This window comes from uncultured Brachyspira sp., from assembly GCF_910588665.1.
GTDB lineage: Bacteria > Spirochaetota > Brachyspiria > Brachyspirales > Brachyspiraceae > Brachyspira.
Map to the genome: position 1 here is coordinate 92,238 of NZ_CAJUPR010000004.1, position 19,093 is coordinate 111,330.

General features: G+C 28.8%; 15 protein-coding genes and 1 riboswitch. Of the genes, 8 read left to right on the forward strand and 7 right to left on the reverse strand.

The annotated features are described in order from the left end of the window. Nucleotides 1-4 precede the first annotated feature (4 nt). The 3 genes from QZ306_RS04100 to QZ306_RS04110 all read right to left on the reverse strand — a co-directional run bounded on the left by QZ306_RS04100 (nt 5) and on the right by QZ306_RS04110 (nt 5,828). The gene (locus QZ306_RS04100) at nt 5-970 is read right to left on the reverse strand and encodes a hypothetical protein (RefSeq protein WP_295161443.1); all 966 of its coding nucleotides are present in this window, start codon (nt 968-970) and stop codon (nt 5-7) included. Nucleotides 971-1,379: 409 nt separating this feature from the next. Beyond that, nucleotides 1,380-3,941, reverse strand: coding sequence for an alpha-glucan family phosphorylase (glgP, locus tag QZ306_RS04105; RefSeq protein WP_295161446.1), 2,562 nt, complete (start codon nt 3,939-3,941; stop codon nt 1,380-1,382). Between the two features lie 285 nt (nt 3,942-4,226). Continuing rightward, complete coding sequence (locus QZ306_RS04110) at nt 4,227-5,828, reverse strand: peptide ABC transporter substrate-binding protein (protein WP_295161450.1); 1,602 nt, start codon at nt 5,826-5,828, stop codon at nt 4,227-4,229. A 152-nt stretch (nt 5,829-5,980) separates the two neighbouring features. Beyond that, nucleotides 5,981-6,102, reverse strand: a riboswitch (TPP riboswitch). A 139-nt stretch (nt 6,103-6,241) separates the two neighbouring features. Between QZ306_RS04110 and QZ306_RS04115 the strand changes: the two genes are divergently transcribed. From QZ306_RS04115 to QZ306_RS04125, 3 genes are all read left to right on the forward strand, one after another. Beyond that, nucleotides 6,242-7,717: an MBOAT family O-acyltransferase gene (locus tag QZ306_RS04115; protein WP_295161453.1), complete on the forward strand. Its 1,476-nt coding sequence runs from the start codon at nt 6,242-6,244 to the stop codon at nt 7,715-7,717. Nucleotides 7,718-7,769: 52 nt separating this feature from the next. Then, nucleotides 7,770-9,194 (forward strand): SGNH/GDSL hydrolase family protein, encoded by a 1,425-nt coding sequence (locus QZ306_RS04120; protein WP_295161455.1) that lies wholly within the window; start codon nt 7,770-7,772, stop codon nt 9,192-9,194. Between the two features lie 104 nt (nt 9,195-9,298). Then, nucleotides 9,299-10,006: a response regulator gene (locus QZ306_RS04125; protein ID WP_295161457.1), complete on the forward strand. Its 708-nt coding sequence runs from the start codon at nt 9,299-9,301 to the stop codon at nt 10,004-10,006. Between the two features lie 92 nt (nt 10,007-10,098). On the opposite strand, the gene QZ306_RS04130 is transcribed toward QZ306_RS04125, so the two are convergent. Continuing rightward, entirely contained in the window at nt 10,099-10,827 is a 729-nt protein-coding gene (locus QZ306_RS04130; RefSeq protein WP_295161460.1) for a hypothetical protein, read from the reverse strand. A 68-nt stretch (nt 10,828-10,895) separates the two neighbouring features. Beyond that, nucleotides 10,896-12,989, reverse strand: a complete 2,094-nt coding sequence (gene glyS / locus QZ306_RS04135; RefSeq protein WP_295161462.1) for a glycine--tRNA ligase subunit beta — start codon at nt 12,987-12,989, stop codon at nt 10,896-10,898. Between the two features lie 234 nt (nt 12,990-13,223). Here glyS and lpxC point away from each other — a divergent pair, with 234 nt between their 5' ends. The 3 genes from lpxC (at nt 13,224) to hemW (ending at nt 16,568) form a co-directional block, all read left to right on the forward strand. After that, nucleotides 13,224-14,516 (forward strand): UDP-3-O-acyl-N-acetylglucosamine deacetylase, encoded by a 1,293-nt coding sequence (gene lpxC, locus QZ306_RS04140; RefSeq protein ID WP_300747665.1) that lies wholly within the window; start codon nt 13,224-13,226, stop codon nt 14,514-14,516. 81 nt (nt 14,517-14,597) lie between these two features. Then, nucleotides 14,598-15,431: an RNA polymerase sigma factor RpoD/SigA gene (locus tag QZ306_RS04145; RefSeq protein WP_295161468.1), complete on the forward strand. Its 834-nt coding sequence runs from the start codon at nt 14,598-14,600 to the stop codon at nt 15,429-15,431. Nucleotides 15,432-15,437: 6 nt separating this feature from the next. Then, nucleotides 15,438-16,568, forward strand: coding sequence for a radical SAM family heme chaperone HemW (hemW, locus tag QZ306_RS04150; RefSeq protein WP_295161471.1), 1,131 nt, complete (start codon nt 15,438-15,440; stop codon nt 16,566-16,568). Here the strand turns inward: hemW and QZ306_RS04155 are convergent. Beyond that, on the reverse strand, nt 16,557-16,859 hold the full coding sequence (locus tag QZ306_RS04155) for a Trp family transcriptional regulator (protein ID WP_295161474.1): 303 nt from the start codon (nt 16,857-16,859) through the stop codon (nt 16,557-16,559). The two genes, hemW and QZ306_RS04155, sit on opposite strands and share 12 nt — an antisense overlap. A 156-nt stretch (nt 16,860-17,015) precedes the next feature. On the opposite strand from QZ306_RS04155, the gene QZ306_RS04160 reads away from it, so the two are divergent. Together QZ306_RS04160 and dnaN are read left to right on the forward strand one after the other, a co-directional pair. Next, nucleotides 17,016-17,552: an ankyrin repeat domain-containing protein gene (locus QZ306_RS04160; protein WP_295161477.1), complete on the forward strand. Its 537-nt coding sequence runs from the start codon at nt 17,016-17,018 to the stop codon at nt 17,550-17,552. A 91-nt stretch (nt 17,553-17,643) separates the two neighbouring features. Then, the gene (gene dnaN / locus QZ306_RS04165; protein WP_295161480.1) at nt 17,644-18,771 is read left to right on the forward strand and encodes a DNA polymerase III subunit beta; all 1,128 of its coding nucleotides are present in this window, start codon (nt 17,644-17,646) and stop codon (nt 18,769-18,771) included. Nucleotides 18,772-18,794: 23 nt separating this feature from the next. Here dnaN and QZ306_RS04170 read toward each other — a convergent pair whose 3' ends face one another. Continuing rightward, the gene (locus tag QZ306_RS04170; protein ID WP_295161483.1) at nt 18,795-19,016 is read right to left on the reverse strand and encodes a hypothetical protein; all 222 of its coding nucleotides are present in this window, start codon (nt 19,014-19,016) and stop codon (nt 18,795-18,797) included. Nucleotides 19,017-19,093 lie beyond the last annotated feature (77 nt).

Below are 19,093 nucleotides of genomic sequence, written 5' to 3' on the forward strand. Positions count from 1 at the left end.
TCCTTTATAATTTCGGATTACCAATAAATCTATATACAAAAGGTATAAACATAACTGAAAAACTTTTTGAAAATACAGCATATTCAAATGATAATGACTGGTAAAAAATATCTATTGTAAGTCCAAGTCTTATATCGTAAGTGAAATAATTGTCTTTTATGGATATTTTTGGCATATCTACATTAAATTCATAAGTGTTATTGTTAATATTTTCAGTTATTTTATTTATACTAAATTGAGACTGAGAATCCGTAAAACTGTATATTAAATCCACTCCTATAAATGCATATACTGCAAAATAATCTATAAAGGGTACTCTTTCCTGAAATTTAAATCCTCCTACCAGTTTTGGTGTTGCAGAGAAACTTAGCCATTTGCTTTTTATAACAGCTGAGGTATTGAAATATGACCCTATATATTGTGCATTGTTAAAATCATAGTTATGAAAAATATTTCTGTTATTCATAAATTCTAAACTAAATTTTCCATAATCTACATTGATATCTGCTCTTGCATCAATAAAGAAATATTTATCTCTATAAATATAAAATTTTAAATCTAAGGCGGAATGAAGCCCTAAGCTTTCTATTTTTATATCCTTGACAAAAAGATTATAAAATTCACTATAACCTGGCATAAATGAAAATCTTAAACCTATAGATAAAGGAGCATTCCAGCAATTAATTGAAGTAAAAATTTGAATGTACGGAAAAGGTAATTTATCTATGTAATTTATAAGACGGGCAAAATCGTTATTATGTTTTAATGATGATTTTTTATCTTCAAGTTGGAAATTCAAATAAGTACCTATTCCTGCAGTGCCGAGAGGAAAATGCAGAGGAATTATTAAACCGTAATTATCGCCTGAAGCTGTATTAAAATTAATTTTTCTCTTAATTTTCTGCTCTATTGAATGTCTTGCCTGATTATTTAGATTGTAAACTTCGTATAAAAATTCTATGCCTGTCATTAAAAGCGCAGTATCAGTACTTTCAGGATATTTTTTTATTAATAATGGATTATTAGTTAATTCACTCCAATATTGAGAATTTATGTTGTTTATAAAATCTTTTGAGTTGCTAAAAAAATTACGCAGATACTGATTATTAGAAATAAAACTGATATATTCCGAATTATATTGATTTTTTACTTGAAAATATTTTGTTATAAAATTATAATATTCGTCATTATTTTGAGAAAATAATGTATTGGGTGCAAATAAATAAATAAATAAATAAATAAATAAATAAATAAATAAATAACCATTCATAATTAGTTTAAGTATAGTATAATATTTTAATAAATTCAACAAAAAATGATTAATTTAACAAAGGGCTTTCACATTTAAGCAAAACCCCTTTGTTAGTGTGTATTTAAAATTAACCCCAAATAATAAGCTTCATATCAAATTTATAACTTAAATCTTTATGATAAGGATACATTCTGATAGCATATCCGCTTTGACCGCTGTTGCTGCATTCTAAATTTCCTGAAAATGAATGTCTTCCGTTTCCTAAATCGGCGGAATGCTTCATTTCAACTATAATAGGCTCCAATATTTCTTCTTTCATACTCAATTTGCCATGATAAAGCTCTACTTTTACAGAATCTGGAGATATATCGCCTAAATTAACTATAGTTTTTACTTCAAATGTACTTCCTACTTTTAAATTACCTGAAGGCATTTCAGAAATTGTATTTTCAAATGAAACTTTAGACCATTTTGAAGCGATATCCTGTTTCCAAGATTTCAATTCCTTAGCTTTGGCAAATTCATTTTCTGTTATATTTAAATATCTTTTACTTGCATTATTATAGAATTTACGGAAATAATCGGCAACCATTCTATTGGTAGAGAATTCAGGACAAACCGTCTGCATACTCCATTTCATAGCGGCAACCCATTGTCTAGGTATATCGTCTCTTCCTCTTTCATAGAATAGAGGTATGATTTCGTTTTCAAGGACATTGTATAAGGCTTTGCTTTCAACCTCGTCTTGATACTCTAAATCGGTATATTCTTCTCTGTTTCCTATAGCCCAGCCGTTTTGTCCGTCATAAGCTTCGTCCCACCAGCCGTCTAATACGCTGAAGTTTAATCCTCCGTTCGGCGGAACTTTCATACCGCTTGTGCCGCTCGCTTCTAAAGGTCTTCTAGGATTATTAAGCCATATATCAACGCCCTGCACCATATATCTGGCAACATTTATATCATAGTCTTCCAAAAATACTATATGATCTCTTAAATCTTCGCCTCTGCAGATTTCAGCTATATTTCTTATTAATTCTTTTCCGCCGTTATCATGAGGATGCGCCTTTCCTGCAAATATTATTTGTACAGGTCTTTCAGAATTATTAATAATTTTCTTTAATCTTTCCAAATCCCTGAACAGTAAAGTTCCTCTTTTATATGTGGCAAATCTTCTGGCAAAGCCTATTGTTAAAGCTTCAGGTGAAAGTATCTGTTCGGCATGTTTTATTTCATTTTTAGTATAGCCTCTGTTTGTGATTTGAGTTTTTAATCTTTCTCTGCAGAAATCTATTAATCTTTCTTTTCTTCTTTCATGAGTTCTCCAAAGCTCCGCATCAGGTATTTTTTGAACTCTTTCCCAAATTTCATGTTCTAAAGGCTTAGTTCTCCATCTAGGTCCTAAATATCTGTCAAGAAGGTTCTGCATATCAAAAGATATCCAGCTTAAAGTATGTATGCCGTTTGTAATGGAATCTATAGGAAGCTCATTAACAGGCACTCCTTTCCAAATGTCTTTCCACATAGCTCTTGATACATTTCCATGAAGCTCGCTTACTCCGTTATTTTCAGCCGATAAATTAAGGGCAAGAACCGTCATGCAGAAGCTTTCTTTTTGATCATCTGGATTAATTCTTCCTAATCTGATAAATTCATCCATATTCATATCTATATTTTTAATATATTCTGAAAAATATTTCTGAACCATATCTATAGGGAATATATCATTTCCTGCAGGTACAGGTGTATGAGTAGTAAAAATATTTGAACTGTATACAATTTCTCTTGCAGTATTTTTATCTAAGTTGTTGTTTTCCATTAACTGCCTTATTCTCTCTAAAGAAAGAAAAGCACTGTGTCCCTCATTCATATGATATATAGTAGGTTTTATTCCCAATTTATCTAATACTTTAACTCCTCCTATACCAAGCAGTATTTCCTGCTGTATTCTTGTTTCTAAATTACCTCCGTAAAGCTGAGCTGTAATATCTCTGTCCTCAACGCTGTTTTCTTCAATGTTAGCATCTAAGTAATAAAGCTCTATTCTTCCAACATTAGCTTTCCATATTTGAGCATAAACTTTTCTTCCTGGCAGATTTACATCCACTTTCATTGTTTCGCCGTTTTTATCCAAAACTTTTTCTAAAGCAAGATTAAAGAAATCGTTTTCTATATCGTATTCCTGCTGCCATCCGTCAGCATTTAAATACTGCCTGAAATAACCTTTTCTGTATAAAAGACCTACGGCTACCAAAGGCAGACCCAAATCGCTGGCTGATTTTAAATGATCGCCTGATAATATGCCGAGACCTCCTGAATAGTTGGGTAAAGATTCATGCAGACCGTATTCAAAAGAAAAATAAGCTATTTTTTCATTTTTTGTTTTTTTATCATCATCTAAACTGTCATACCAGGTTTCCTGTTTCATATATGTTTTAAACTCGTCATAAACTTCAGCTAATCTCATCATAGCTGCATCATCCTGAAGCATAGCGCTAAAACATTCCTGCGAAGATTCTCCAAGCACCCTTATAGGGTTATGATCTATTTTATCCCAATTATCAATATCTATTGTGCTTAATAAATTCACCGCTTTTTGATTCCAGCACCACCAAAAGTTTTTAGTAATTTCTATAAGCGGTTCTAATTCTTTTGGTACTGATGGAGAAACCATATATTTGTTTAATTTCATAACATACTGCCTTAAAAATTATTTTTTATATTCTATAATACTTTGAAATAAAAATCAATTAATTTTTTATTATTGCTATGCCATTATTTCTATTAATGTTTTTACTCTCTGATTTCTTTCTCCTGTTCTTTTTTTGTTTTGTCAAAAAAAGAACAAATAAATTAAATAATAAAATACAATACCAGCAATATAGAATAATAAAAAATATAAAAATAAATAAAAGATAACACCAGAAAAGAAAAACATTAAATAAGTCAAGCACTGAGTATAACAATAATAAAAAAATCACTCTTCTAAATAAGCATAATTGAATTTATATCTTCCCAAAGGATCATCTATATAATTTTTTAATTTCGGATTAACTATTAAAAAATCTGTTCTATATATAAAAGGTATTATAGGCACTTCATCAAAAAGTATTGCTTCAGCCTCTTTTAAAGCCTCCATTCTTTTTTCAGCATCTGCCGAATCTGATGCATATTCTATTAAAGAATCGTATCTTTTATTAGAAAATCCTCCGTAATTTATATCGCTTTTGCTGGTCATAAATTGAAGCATAGTAAGTGGATCATTATAATCTCCTGTATGGCTTGTTCTTGCCATTTGATAATTGCCGGATTTTCTGAAAGGAAGAGTTATTTTTGATTCTTCCGTTCTCACTATTACATCAATATTAAGATTGGTTTTCCACATCTGCTGAACTGCCTCCATAACCGTAGTATAAAACCCTGATGATACTTTTATTTCCAATATAGGGAAGTTTTTTCCGTTCGGATATCCTGCTTCAGCCAATAATTTTTTAGCTTCTTTTACATTTTCATCATAATTATCAGCATCAATATAATTTACGCTTTCTTCTCTGAATGATTTTTCAAGTCCTTTTACTTCAGGCGGAACAAATGCCTCTGCGGCTGTTAATTTTCCGTAGCCTATATTGTGTACTATATATTTTCTGTCTATTGCAAGAGATAATGCTTTTCTTACTCTTTTATCGGATAATGTTTTATCTTTAGTATTTAAATCTATATAATAAACTCCTATAATGCCGCTTACAGCCATTAGATTTTCTTTTATGAGATTTTCTATTTCGCCTATAGGGGGCGCATTTATAGAAAAATCAATATTTCCTTTTCTGACAGCATTAAGAGATATATATTCATCGGCTATCAAAACAAAGTTAATTTTTTTTGCAATTTGATTTGTATAATTCCAATAATTAGTATTAAGTTCGAATACTATAAGCTCGTCAGGCTTTCTCTCCGTCATTTTATAAGCGCCGTTTGCAATATAAGTTTCAGGATTCCAAGTCCAATCATCTTTATATTTTTCTATTATATCTTTTCTTACTGGCATATATACGCCTCCCGAAGCTAATATATCAGTAAAATATAATGCTGGTCTTTCAAGTTCTATTATTAATGTTTTTTCATCTATTGCTTTAACCCCGAGATTTTCAGCAGGCTGCCTTCCTCTTATTATGTCTTCAGCGTTTTTTATATATTCCATTAAATAACTTAGAGGAGAAGCTGTTTTCGGGTCTGCCGCTCTTCTGTAGGAGTAAACAAAATCGTCTGCGGTTACTTCTTGCCCGTCACTCCATTTGGCATTATCTCTTAAATAAAATGTATATGTAAGATTATCTTCGCTTATATCCCATCTTTCGGCTGTTCCTCCTATTATATTGCCTTCTCTGTCCTTGCTTAGAAGTCCTTCAAAAGCATGATTAATATAAATATATCCGTAAGTTTTATCATTTAAAGCGGGATCTATTGTATTAATTTCATAGCCTAAATTTACAGTTATCTCATCTTTAATATTTTTTGTTTGTTTTGTGCATGATATTAATACAGAAAATAATAATATAATGATTTTTTGTTTTGAAGTCATAAAAATCTCCTTAAATATTTAAGAATAGAGTTTTTTATAATGCCGTTTGTTTTGTTTTATCGAATTTTTTAGTCTCGTTTGATTATACGATTTTAATAAAACAAGACCAACTTTAGAAAAGGTCTTATTTTATTAATCTTTGCAATTTGAAAATAATAAAATAGATAATTCCCTACGCTGGCATTACCCAAACAGGTTATAAGGGTCGAAGCCTAATTTATAATAAAAATTAAAAACTTCCTCTCAGCCTTTTCAAGCTCCCCGATTTATATATCAATATAATATAATATTTTTATTTTTTTATCAAGTTATTTTAATACTTTATTATGCAAAAATATTAAAATAATATATTACTATTATTAGTTTTTTATAGTTATAAATGTATATTTTAGTTATTATTATGAGTTATATAAATGCTGTTTAATTCTACGGATTTTTTGATATTTTTTCCTGTAACGCTTATTTTGTATTGGATATTTCCAAAAAAATTAAGATATATTTGTCTTTTTACAGCAAGCTATATATTTTATATGTTTTGGAATCCTAAATATGCATTATTAATGGGTGCTTCTACAGCTGTAACTTTTTTAAGCGGCATATTGATAGAAAAATTAAAGTATAAAAAAACGGTAGTTGCCTTCAGTTTTATAATAAATATTTCAATATTAGTATTTTTTAAATATTACGGTTTCCTGCTTTTAAATATTAATATGATTTTATCCGCATTTAATATCCGTATTATAGAAAAAACATTTGATATAATACTTCCAGTCGGAATATCTTTTTACACTTTTCAGGCTTTAAGCTATACAATAGATGTTTACAGAGGCGACATAAAGTCTGAGAAAAATATTATTAAGTATGCATTATTTGTATCTTTTTTTCCGCAGCTGGTAGCAGGACCTATAGAGCGTTCTAAAAATTTATTAACGCAGATACAAAATTTAGATAAAGTAAAAAGATTTGATTATAATAGAATAACAGAAGGCTTAACTTTAATGCTGTTTGGATATTTTCAGAAAATGGTAATAGCAGATAGGGCTTCTATTTTAGTTGATACCGTTTTTAACAGATATTATATATATAACTCAAGCGAATTGCTGCTGTCAGCATTATTATTTGCAGTGCAGATATACTGCGATTTTGCAAGCTATTCTCTTATAGCAATAGGAACGGCTAAGATTATGGGCATAGATTTAATGGAGAATTTCAATACTCCGTATTTTGCAAGAAGCATAAAAGATTTTTGGGGAAGATGGCATATATCTTTATCCTCTTGGTTTAGAGATTATCTTTATATACCACTTGGGGGAAACAGATGTTCAAAATTAAGAAGAAGCTTTAATATACTTGCAACATTTTTAGTAAGCGGATTATGGCATGGGGCTAATTTCACTTTTATAGTTTGGGGTGCTATTCATGGCATATTCTATTTAATAGAAGATATTACTTCAAAGTTTAGAAATAATATTTTAAATAATTTTAATGTAAAGGTGCAAAGCTTCAGCTTTAAATTTCTTGAAGTATTTATTACTTTTATTATAGTTGATTTGGCTTGGATATTTTTTAGAGCTGAAACTATATATGATGCTTTTTACTATATAAAGAGAATGCTTACTAAGTCGGATTTATGGCATATATTTGACGGTTCTTTATATAAGCTTGGCTTAGACAGTTTTGAAATTAATATACTTATAATATCTTTAATAGTTTTATTTTCAGCAGATGTTATAAAATATATAAAAAAAGAAACTATTTATGTATTTTTAAAAAATCAATGCTTATATTTCAGATGGGCATTTATATTTTTTCTGCTTTTTTTTATAATAATATACGGAAAGTACGGAGCAGGTTTTGATCCTAAGCAGTTTATATATTTTCAGTTTTAGATTATAGGTTTAATAATTATTTATATTTAAAAAAATAATAGGCTATTATAATATGATAAAAAACACTATAAAAATTATTTGCTTTACGGCTGTATTTATTACATTGCTCTGGTTTTCAAGCAGGGTTTTAAGATTTAAAAATGATAACGGAATATATCAAGGCGACAGTTTTTATGAGCAGAAAACTAATACCATAGATGTTGTTTTTTTGGGAAGCAGTCATGTGCATTATAATATTAATCCAGCAATTTTGTATAATGAATATGGAATTGCAGCTTATAATTTTACATCAGGAAGCCAGCCTATATGGAGCACTTATCATTATTTGATAGAAGTATTAAAAACGCAGAAGCCTAAATTAATTGTATTGGAATCGTATATTGCGGCTGCATGCAGAACTAATGTTGCAGATTATCAGATTGTAGCGGCTTTATATGCTTTAAAATGGTCTGAAAATAGAATAGAGTCTGCAAAGGTTACGGCAGGAGACAGATTTTACGAGTTTATTAATCCTATGTACAGATATCATAATAGGTATAAGGATTTAAAAGATGAAGATTTTATTTCTTATGCCGGCAATTATAATCATTATAAATATTTTAAAGGCTATTCTTTTCATAATAAAACATTTCCTATTAAAGAGCCTGATATTAAAAATATTAAAGACTCTCTTCCTCTGCTTGAACCTCAGGAGGCTTATTACAGGAAGATATTGCATCTTGCAAAGACTAATAATATACCTATAGCTGTAATAGCTTCTCCTTTTCCTATGACTGATGAAGAGGCTGGACATTTTAATAGGGTGGGGGAGATTGCAGAAGAGTATAATATTCCTTTTATGAATTTTAATCTTCATTATGATGATTATAATTTGGATTTTTGGGAAGATTATAATGATGCAGGACATTTAAATTATAAAGGAGTTGGAAAATATACTTCTTATTTGGGTAAATATTTAAAATATAATTTTGATTTGCCAGACAGAAGAGGAGATACGAATTATTATACTTGGGAGAAAAACGCTTTATATGAATACAATAGAGTATATGATATGAATCTCAGATGTATAGATAATATTCATAACTATATTGCAAAGATAACAAATCTTAATGATTATACTATAGTTATAAATATGCTTGGTGAATATTCTGCAAATGATGCAATTATAAAAAGTCTGCATCACAATTTTAATATAACTAATGAAATATATACTCATAATGCTTCTTATGTAATAGATAAAAATAATTTAGTATTTTCATCATCAGGTAAAATAGATTATCTTTATCATAAGGAACTTAATAAATATAATGATTTAGTAGTTGACAGCGGAAATAAAATTATGATAAGCAGAAGCAATCTTATAAAAACCACAAATGGAGTTAACATAATAGTATATGATAATATTACTTCAGAAGTGGCTGATTATTTTTATTTAACCTATACTAATAATTATATATCCGAAGAAATATATCGTTAGATAAAATAAAAAATAAGTCCATTATATAAAAATATATTATTGATTTTAATTTTTTTTCTATATATATTATAAAAAATAATATAATTATTTCGGGTATAAATTTTATGAGAGTATTAGTTTATGATTCGTCTTTGCAAATAAGAGATAGTTTGATCAGTATTCTTATTACGGCAGGATATGAGGTATTTGCCGTAAAGGATAAGAATAATATTTTGCCTATGTTCGGCAAGCTTCCTTTTTCCGTTGCTATTATAGAGACTGCGGAAGATGATACTGAGATAAAAGATATACTTGAGAAAATTTATTTAGATGACAGATATCATGGCGTTCATGTTATAGTTCATGTTGCAGATCCAAGCAGAGAATTTTTTACTGATATGATGAGACTTGGAATTTCAGGTTTTTTATTAAAGCCTTTTAATGAAAAAGATTTTTTAAATAGATTTAATTTACTTTTGGAAAAAGCTAATATAAAGATTAGAAAATTAAAGCATATTGTAGTGAATAATTTAGATAATTTCAAATTGGTATTCAGACATGACAGGGTAAGACAGATACTGCATGGCATAATAACGGAAATGTCGCCTATTGGAATAAAATTTATTATGCCGCCTGAGGAGGCTGATATTGAAATCGGGCATATTATAAAAGATGCCTCTATGTCTATTAATTCTTATAAAATTAATTTTTCTATTAATATACTTGATAAAATCGGAGATGAGTATATAGGAGAGTTTGAAGATTTATCCGTATTTAATTCCAAATTGATATGTAAGTTTATATACGATAAATATACAGAGAAAATAAAATAATTTTAAGTTTTAAGACTGGCAGTATAATATTTAGATTTTATTATAATAAAAAAGGACTTTATATTTTTATAAAGTCCTCTTAATTATTTCAATTATTTTATTTCTTTTAGTCTTCCTTTTAATGTCAATATATTATTTTCAAAAGTACCCTGTAAATCGCCTTGCCAATAAGGTATGCCTTCTTTAGGTTTATCAATTATCATATCAATATTATAAAAATCAGTATCATTAGATATTTGAGAAGAGCTTATTTTATTATTATCCGATCCATATCCTATTTTAAATATTCCATTAGTATCGGATTTTAATTCATAAACCCAAGGATAAACCGCAGGTCCTCCTGCATGTGCATATCTTATGGTAATAACTCCTGTTTCATCTTTAACAACACCTGTTCCTGTAATTTTTGGTCCGTTAGTACCGTTTGCAGTTTTTTGAGATATTCCGCTTCCGTTCATTCCGTCATATACAAAAATTTTTGCAGGCGATACTCCATATAATACAAAAAAACCAAGTCCTCTTTCCATTCTGTTATTTGCAGATTGACCATTCTGATATCTGTAAGAGTCCCAAGATTTAGTAGCTCCTGCAGGCGATGAAGCTCCTGTTGAGGCATCTACTTTAGCATCAATGCTGCCGTAAGTTCCTGAAACTTTTAAATATGAGTTTTGCATTAAATTATTATCGTCACCTGCTTTTTCATCAAATACGGATTGGAAGTCTATATCCATAACACCCGCTTCCGTACTTGATGAGTTTGTTTTTGTGCATGAAAGTATTAAAATAAATGCTGATAAAATGATAAATATTCTTTTTTTCATTTTTTCTCCTTGATTGATAGTTTTATTATTATACAGTCATATTCTTTTTTTTACAATATTGCTTTTTATTATTTTATCAGACTTGAAAAATCAAGCATATTCTTAAAAATATTATCAACTGAAGAGAGCAAAGCTATACGGTTATTTTTAATTTTTTCATCTTCTGCCATTACCATAATATCTTTGAAAAACTTATCCAAAGGTTCATAAAGACCTGCAAGCTCTGAGAAGGTTTCTTCATATTCTCTGTTTTTCATAAGTTTATTAACTTCTTTTAGTTTTTCTTTATAAACACTATATAAAAATTTTTCAGTATCTTCTTTTAAGAGTAATTCATCTAATTTTACATCCTCAGAATATTTAATAATATTTTTTACTCTTTTAAATACTATGAGCAGATTAGAGAATAAAGTATCATTTTTATTTCTGAATGCATCAATAGCTTCTATTTTTAAATAGGCATCATACATATCATCTATTTCTGTGGATAGAACTCCTGCCACGGAATCTTTAGAAAAATTAATATCATTTTCAAAACGGGATTTAAAAAACTCAAATATATCTTTTACTAAATCTAAGCTTTTATTATTTTTAGCCTCTTTCGGCATAGAATTAACAGCATCTTCTATTAATGTTTTAAGACTTATATGCTTTTTAGATTTTATAAGTATATTTATAATACCAAGAGCCTGTCTTCTTAAAGCATTAGGGTCTTGAGAGCCTGTTGGTATATCTCCTACATAAAAGCCTGATACTATATTATCCATTTTATCAAGTATGGCTATAGCTTTTCCCGTATCATTTGAAGGTATGCTGCCTGAAGCATATAAAGGCTTGTACTGTTCGCTTATAGCTAATGCAATATCATCATTAAGATTCATAGATTCGGCAAAGTATCCTCCCATTATTCCTTGAAGTTCAGGGAAATTATAGACCATGCTGCTTACTAAATCGGATTTCATATATTTAACTGCTTTAAGTATATTATCTCTGTCTTTATCATATTTCAGAAGTTTTATCAAAAGTTCAGAGTTTTTCTCAATTCTTTTCACTTTATCTGCCACGCTTCCAAGCTCTTTTCTGAACATAAGAGTTTCCAGTCTTTCATTCATCTCGTCCATGCCTTTTTTTATATCTTCCTGATAAAGAAATCTTCCGTCTGAAAGTCTTGCGGTTAATACTCTTATATTGCCCGCTATTATCTGAGGAGTTTCAGGCTGATTTGATGTTATTATAAATAAATTAGTTAAAGTACCGTCTTTTCGGCATAATGGAAAATATTTCTGATGTTCAATCATTTCGCTTGTTAATACTTCTTTAGGCACTTCCAAAAACTTAGAATCAAATTCGGCTGTAATAAGATAAGGTTCTTCTACTAAATTGACAACTATTTCAGATACTTTTTTCTTTGAAACAGCTTCATAGCCAAACTCTTTTTCAATATTTTCCAGCTGATTAATGATATTTTCTAATCTCTTTTCTCTTGATACAACAACATGTTTTTCAAGCAAAGTTTTTTCATAATCTTTAGGATTTTTAATTTCAGTAAATTCTGGAGAAAGCAGTCTGTGGCCTGTAGTTTTATTGCTTGTTTCCATTCCTGCAACGGATGTTTTAATAACTTCATTTCCGAATAAGGCTAATACATTTCTAATAGGACGCACAAAAGCAAAATCCTTATTGCCCCATCTCATTTTCTTTTTAAAATCTATTTTAGAAATAATATCTTCCAATACTTCTTCAAATAATTTTTTAGTTTCTATTCCTTTTTTCTTTTGTTTTACAAATAAATATTTTTTTCCGTTTATTTCTTTTATATAAGGCTTTTCAAAAGATTCGCTTTCATTTATATTTTTTATTAATGCAGGTTCAATATTATGAGCTTTTAAAAAACCTTCGCCCGCTTTTGTTAAAGCTCCGTCTTTTAAAGCGCTTTCAAATAAGGGTCCTCTAAATTCTGCAACCTCATCTTTAGATTTTTCCTGCACATCTTCGGCAATAACAGACAGTCTTCTTGGAGTTGTATAAGAAACTGCGGATTTGAAGGCTATACCGTAGCCGTTCAGCATATTTTCAATAATTTTTTTAAAACTTATGCTTGCATGATAGGCAAAATCTGCAGGTATTTCTTCAACCAATATTTCAATAAGTAAATCTTTCACTTTAATATTCCTTATAACTATTAATGCTCTACATTGTATATTTACAGCATAAAAAAAACAATATTTTTTATATATTAATTTATAATTTTATTGACTATTTGATTGTTTTAAAGGTTATTATATAGTATGCTTTAAATATTTTATTAAAATCCTTATTATACCGATAATAAGGATGTATATGGTATTGATTTTATATTGCTAATATACTATTATTAGAGAATGGAATTTTTAAATATGCAGACAGTAAAGATAAAACAGAATATATTAATTATAGATGATGAGGAAGATATACTTTCAGTATGTCAGAGTATTTTAGAAGATGAAGGCTATGATGTATATATAGCAAAAAATTATCAGGAAGCAGAAAGCATTCTCAGCAGTAAAAAAATAAATTTAGTATTTTTAGATGTATGGCTTCCTGATGTTGACGGTCTTGATATATTGGCTAATATAAAAGAAAAATATAATAGTGCGGAAGTAATTATGATGAGCGGTCATGCGGGAGTTGAAACGGCGGTTAGAGCTACTAAAATGGGCGCTTATGATTTTTTAGAAAAACCTATAAGCACATCTAAGCTTATATTAAGCTGTGCAGATGTATTTAAAGAAACGGAAAATAAAACCGATACCATTCATAATTCGGAAAATATGTCAGGTCATAATTACTGCAGTGATAAATATAAAATCAGACAGAGAACAATAGCTAAAAGTATAGTAATAAGCGGTTTTGCCTTGATGGAAGGCAGAAAAACGGCTTTAACTTTAGTGCCTGCCGAAATTAATACAGGTATAGTTTTTGTTGATATAAATACAAATACTAATATAAAACTCTCTCATAGCAATATACTCTCTAAAGATAAATCAGGAGCTGTTAATTCTACGGCATTAGTTGCAGGAAGCAGGTATATAAAAACCACAGAGCATTTTTTAGCTGCTCTTCATATGATGGGAATTACAAATTTGATAGTGAAATGCGACGGAGAGGTTCCTAATGTGGACGGTTCCGCTTTGGTATTTTGCAATGCTTTAAAAGAAGCTGGATTTTCAGAGCAGGACGCTTATATAGAGCCTATAATTATAGATAAGACTCTGACTTACGGAAATGTTAATGATAATGAAACATATATTATTCTTTCTCCTTATAACGGACTTGAGGTGAGTCTTCGTATAGATTTTTCAGGAAGTATAGGAGTGCAGGAATATACATACAGTTTCGAAAGCTTTGATCAATTTACGGAAGAAATCGGAAAGGCTAGATCTTTTAACACAATAGATAATATAGACTATGCTCAGAAAATGGGTATGGCTGGAAGCGGTATGATAGGAAGTCATATACTTCTTTGCGATGGAAAAGTAATAAATACCAAACTTCATTTTAATAACGAATTTGTAAGGCATAAAATTCTTGATATTATCGGAGATTTATATATACTTGCAAGACCTATAAGAGGTAAAATAACTGCAAATAAATCTTCGCATTCTTTTAATCATTCAGTTGTGCATGATCTTGCATACAGATATTTATAAATACTTGATTTTAATTAAGAAGATGATATAATTAAAAACTAATTTTTAATAGTAAAATATATTATAAAGATCATGATAAAAATGAATTTAGAGGAACAGAATAATATTTCTTTATATTTTGCAGATGCAAAAAGAGAAAAGCTATTAACCAGAAAAGAAGAAATAGAACTTACAAAGAGACTTAAAGAAGGGGATGCAGAAGCAAGAAATAAGCTTATTAGAAGCAATTTAAGATTCGTTATTACAATTGCAAAACAATATAAAAACAGCGGACTTTTACTTGAAGATTTAATCAGCGAAGGAAATATAGGGCTTATGATAGCTGCCGATAGATTCGATCCTGATAAAGGCTATCATTTTATATCCTATGCGGTATATTGGATCAGGCAAAGCATATTAAGGGCTATTAATGAAAAATCAAGACTTATAAGACTTCCTCTTAATAAAGCTATGGATTTGGTGGATTTAGAGAGGGCGGTGCATCAATACTATTATAAAAGCGGCTGCACTCCCGATATTAATGAACTTGCCGTTATTTTAAATAAAAATCCTAATGATATACTTCATATTATGTCTATGAGCACAGAGCATATATCTCTTGAAGGAGATAGTAATTATGACAGTATTAAAGACAGGCTTATAGATACCATAGAAGACAGATCTCTTAAAAATGTTGAGGAAATAGCTATAAATAAGGAACTTATAGAAGAATTAAAGACAGCTATTGAAAGCTTATCCGATATAGAAAAGCAAATAATTAATGCAAGATACGGCATAGATCAGGAAAGAAAAACTCTTAAAGAGGTCGGGGCGATGTTTTCTTTTACTAAAGAGCGTATAAGACAAATAGAAAAAAAAGCTTTAAGAAAAATGCATTCTCATAAATATAATTCTCTTAAAGATTTTTTAAAATAAAAAAATATGTCTGGACTTTATATACATATTCCTTTCTGCATCTATAAATGCAGCTACTGCAATTTTTATTCCATCATTAATATGAACAGCAGAGATATATATAAAAATTATGTTGAGGCTTTAATAAAAGAATTAAAACTTAGAATAAAAGATTATAAATCTGAAATAGAAACTATATATTTCGGAGGAGGTACTCCTTCGGTATTAGGTGCGGAATTATTAAAATATTTATTAAATAATATACTTCATATTGTTTATAAACATAATGAAAATAAATATTCAGTAAAAGAAATAACAATAGAATCAAATATAAATGATATTAACGGCGAATATATTAATTTTTTAGAGAATACGGAAAATATAAGGCTTTCTATTGGAATTCAGACTTTTAATGATAAGAGTTTATATATTATAAACAGGCATACAAATAAAAAAGATATTATAAATGCATTGAAATTAATAAATAAATCATCTTTAGAAAATATTTCAGCTGATTTTATATGCGGGCTTCCTATAAATACAGAAGCGCAGATAAGAGATGATATATTGTTTTCTTTTGACCTTCTTCCGAAAATAAAGCATGTATCCCTTTATTATTTGGAGCTAAACCAGTCTTTACAGAAAAAATGGGAAAAATTAATTCCAAACGATGAGGATTCTGTCATCTATTATAAATCAGCTTCAGGTACATTGGAAGGCTTGGGATTAATAAGATACGAAGTGTCAAATTTTTCTTTTTCAGATTATATATCAATTCATAATATGAATTACTGGCTTTTAAAAGATTATATCGGAGTAGGAGCTTCCGCTTCAGGCTGCTACAGTGATATCCGCTATGAAAATACAAGAATTATTAAAGATTACTTTGATTTTTTATATAAAGATATTCTTCCCGTAAAAAAAAGCGAGTATTTAGATATTGAAGTCAGAAAAAGAGAGTTTATATTTTTATCTCTTAGAACTGTAAAAGGCATTGCGGTAAAAAAATACAATTATATTTTTAATGAAAATTTTTATTTAAAATACCAAAAAATCATAAATAATAACAGGAAGTATTTTAATATATCTTCCGATTATATATCTGTAAAAAAATATTATTTTAATTATGTTGATGAGATTAGTATATTACTTATATGATTTGTTTAAATATTCTTGAAAATTTTTATCGCTTATAAGGTATTTATCCACTATTTCTGCTAATGCACTGTCTTGTTTTTTTAATTCTTTAGCGCCTCTTGTTATAGAACAGAGACTTGCATTTAACTGCTTGGCTATTTCATACTGCGGCATTTTCTTTCTTAAAAGAGTAACTATTCTAAGCCTCTGCTGTATCATATCCTGTTCGTCTTTTGTAAATAGTTCTGTTAAAAACTTTTTTATAAATTCTTCATTATTCTCATTTGCTAAAATATGAGCTAATAGATCCATTTTATTTCACCTTGAAATTATTTTTATTTATAATATTACTATATCAAAAGTATAGGATAAATATTAATTTTTTCAAGTTAATTTGTTATTATTATATTTTATAGTATTACAAATATATATAATTTTCTGTTTATTAGTAAAGGGCAAGTTATATTTATGAAAAAGCGCAGTAAAAAGAATAGAAAAGCTAAAAATAACAGAATAAATAATTGTTTTATATTTCTTTTTATATTATTTATATATTTATTTTACAGTAAAAGCTGTATGCCATTGAAGCCCGATATAAACGAATATGATTCTTCAGGAATGACAATAGTAATGAAGGCTTTGCTTAATGAAAATAATACGCTTAATATAAATGATATTAAAAGATTGATAAGAGATAACAGAAAAAATATAGATTATAAGATAAGAGATAAAGATAACAGAACGCTTTTAATGTATGCCGTATTTAACGGAGATTCGGATATAATAAAAGAAATAGCAAAATATTCAGGACAATTAAACAGTATTGATAATAATGGAAGAACCGCTTTGCATTGGGCTGTTTATTATAATAAATATAATGCCGTTATAACTTTAATAAAATTAGGAGCTGAATATAATATAAAAGATAATTATTCTCTTACCCCTATAGAAATAGCGGAATATGAGGGGTATGAAGATATATATAAGTATTTGTCAGATTTATAATTTAATAAAATATATTGTAAAAAATATTTTTTAATGTTAAAATATTGAAGTATGTTACAGTTTTTTAGAATTTAATAAAAAAGAGGAAGCAATGAGATTTAGATGTTTAAAAAAAGATATAGTAAAATCTATTGGCGTTACAGAAAATGTTGTTGAGGGAAAAGTAATTTATAATATAGAAAGCAATGTTCTTTTTTATCTTTCAGGAAATATGCTTACATTAACTGCCACAGACGGTTCCGTTTGGGCTAGAAGCAGAATAATACTTGATGACTGCGAAGGAGAGGGAGCGGTTGCGGTATATGCTAAAAAAATAAGCTCCATATTAAAAGAAATGCCGGACGGACTTATTACGATAAATGTTGAAGAAAATGAGAAGATAAATATAGAATCTGAAAACGGAAAAACTAAACATTTAATAATAGGCATGAAGACGGATGATTTTCCTGCATATCCTGAAAATAACGGAGATATAAGCTATATAATGCTTCCTACAAAAGAATTAGTTACTATGATTAATAAAACTATTTCTTCTATAGCTAAAGAACCGTTTAAGCCCGCTTTAAGAGGAATATGCTTTGAAAAAACCGACTCTAAATTTCTTGCAGTCGCCACTGACGGAAGAAGAATGGCAGTTATAGAGAGAGAATTTGAAGGAGTTGAAAACGGATCTTTCTCCATAATAATAGAGCCTAAAGTATTAAATGAAATACTTGTTACCGCCAATTATGATGAAGTGGAGCAGGTAAAAATGGGAGTTGACGGTCAGCAGGTTTATTTTCAGGTTGGAAAATATGATTTTGTATCAAGCCTTATAGAGGGAAAATATCCTAATTTCAGGCAGGTTATACCTAAAGAGTTTGCCTACAGCTTCAGAGTAAATAAAAATGATTTTCTTGATGCCATAAGAAGGGTTGTGCCTATGATTAATGATGTACGCTCAAAAAGAATGATATTAACTGTTTCTGAAGAATCGCTGAAAGTAAAAGGAATAAATCAGGAAATGGGCGAATCTATGGAAGAAATAGATATAAAATATTCGGGAGAAGAGCATTCTATAGCATATAATTATACTTATATACAAGATGTTATAAAGCAGATTGATTCAGAGATAGTTGCTTTTATGGTTAATAAAGATTCAAGTCCGACTATGGTAAAAGAAATAGAGAGAGAAGATTATTACTATATTATAATGCCTATGAGCATAGGCGAAGAATAATTTATTTTTAATTTATTAGTCTTTCATAAAATCCTTTCTGCAATTGCATGTTCTATAGGAGTATTGGTGAGTCTTTCCTGAGCGGTTTCTTTAAATCTCTCGTATATTACATGTCTAACTTCTTTCATAGCAAGTACAACTTTATCAGCGGTAATAATGCTTTTAAATACTGACAAAGCTATTTCGGCGGAAACGGCAGATATAACATTCTTCACTGTACATAGAACTTCTGCAAATCCAGCCATATAGCGAATAATGACGGCATAAAATATCCTTAATTTTTATATTTATACTTTAATATAATAAATTAATTTTGAATATA

Excerpts from the sequence above, each read along its gene's own strand:
- QZ306_RS04100 (WP_295161443.1), bottom strand. The coding sequence starts at position 970 with ATGACAGGCATAGAATTTTTATACGAAGTTTACAATCTAAATAATCAG.
- glgP (WP_295161446.1), bottom strand. The coding sequence starts at position 3,941 with ATGAAATTAAACAAATATATGGTTTCTCCATCAGTACCAAAAGAATTA.
- QZ306_RS04110 (WP_295161450.1), bottom strand. The coding sequence starts at position 5,828 with ATGACTTCAAAACAAAAAATCATTATATTATTATTTTCTGTATTAATA.
- QZ306_RS04115 (WP_295161453.1), top strand. The coding sequence starts at position 6,242 with ATGCTGTTTAATTCTACGGATTTTTTGATATTTTTTCCTGTAACGCTT.
- QZ306_RS04120 (WP_295161455.1), top strand. The coding sequence starts at position 7,770 with ATGATAAAAAACACTATAAAAATTATTTGCTTTACGGCTGTATTTATT.
- QZ306_RS04125 (WP_295161457.1), top strand. The coding sequence starts at position 9,299 with ATGAGAGTATTAGTTTATGATTCGTCTTTGCAAATAAGAGATAGTTTG.
- QZ306_RS04130 (WP_295161460.1), bottom strand. The coding sequence starts at position 10,827 with ATGAAAAAAAGAATATTTATCATTTTATCAGCATTTATTTTAATACTT.
- lpxC (WP_300747665.1), top strand. The coding sequence starts at position 13,224 with ATGCAGACAGTAAAGATAAAACAGAATATATTAATTATAGATGATGAG.
- QZ306_RS04145 (WP_295161468.1), top strand. The coding sequence starts at position 14,598 with ATGAATTTAGAGGAACAGAATAATATTTCTTTATATTTTGCAGATGCA.
- hemW (WP_295161471.1), top strand. The coding sequence starts at position 15,438 with ATGTCTGGACTTTATATACATATTCCTTTCTGCATCTATAAATGCAGC.
- QZ306_RS04155 (WP_295161474.1), bottom strand. The coding sequence starts at position 16,859 with ATGGATCTATTAGCTCATATTTTAGCAAATGAGAATAATGAAGAATTT.
- QZ306_RS04160 (WP_295161477.1), top strand. The coding sequence starts at position 17,016 with ATGAAAAAGCGCAGTAAAAAGAATAGAAAAGCTAAAAATAACAGAATA.
- dnaN (WP_295161480.1), top strand. The coding sequence starts at position 17,644 with ATGAGATTTAGATGTTTAAAAAAAGATATAGTAAAATCTATTGGCGTT.
- QZ306_RS04170 (WP_295161483.1), bottom strand. The coding sequence starts at position 19,016 with ATGGCTGGATTTGCAGAAGTTCTATGTACAGTGAAGAATGTTATATCT.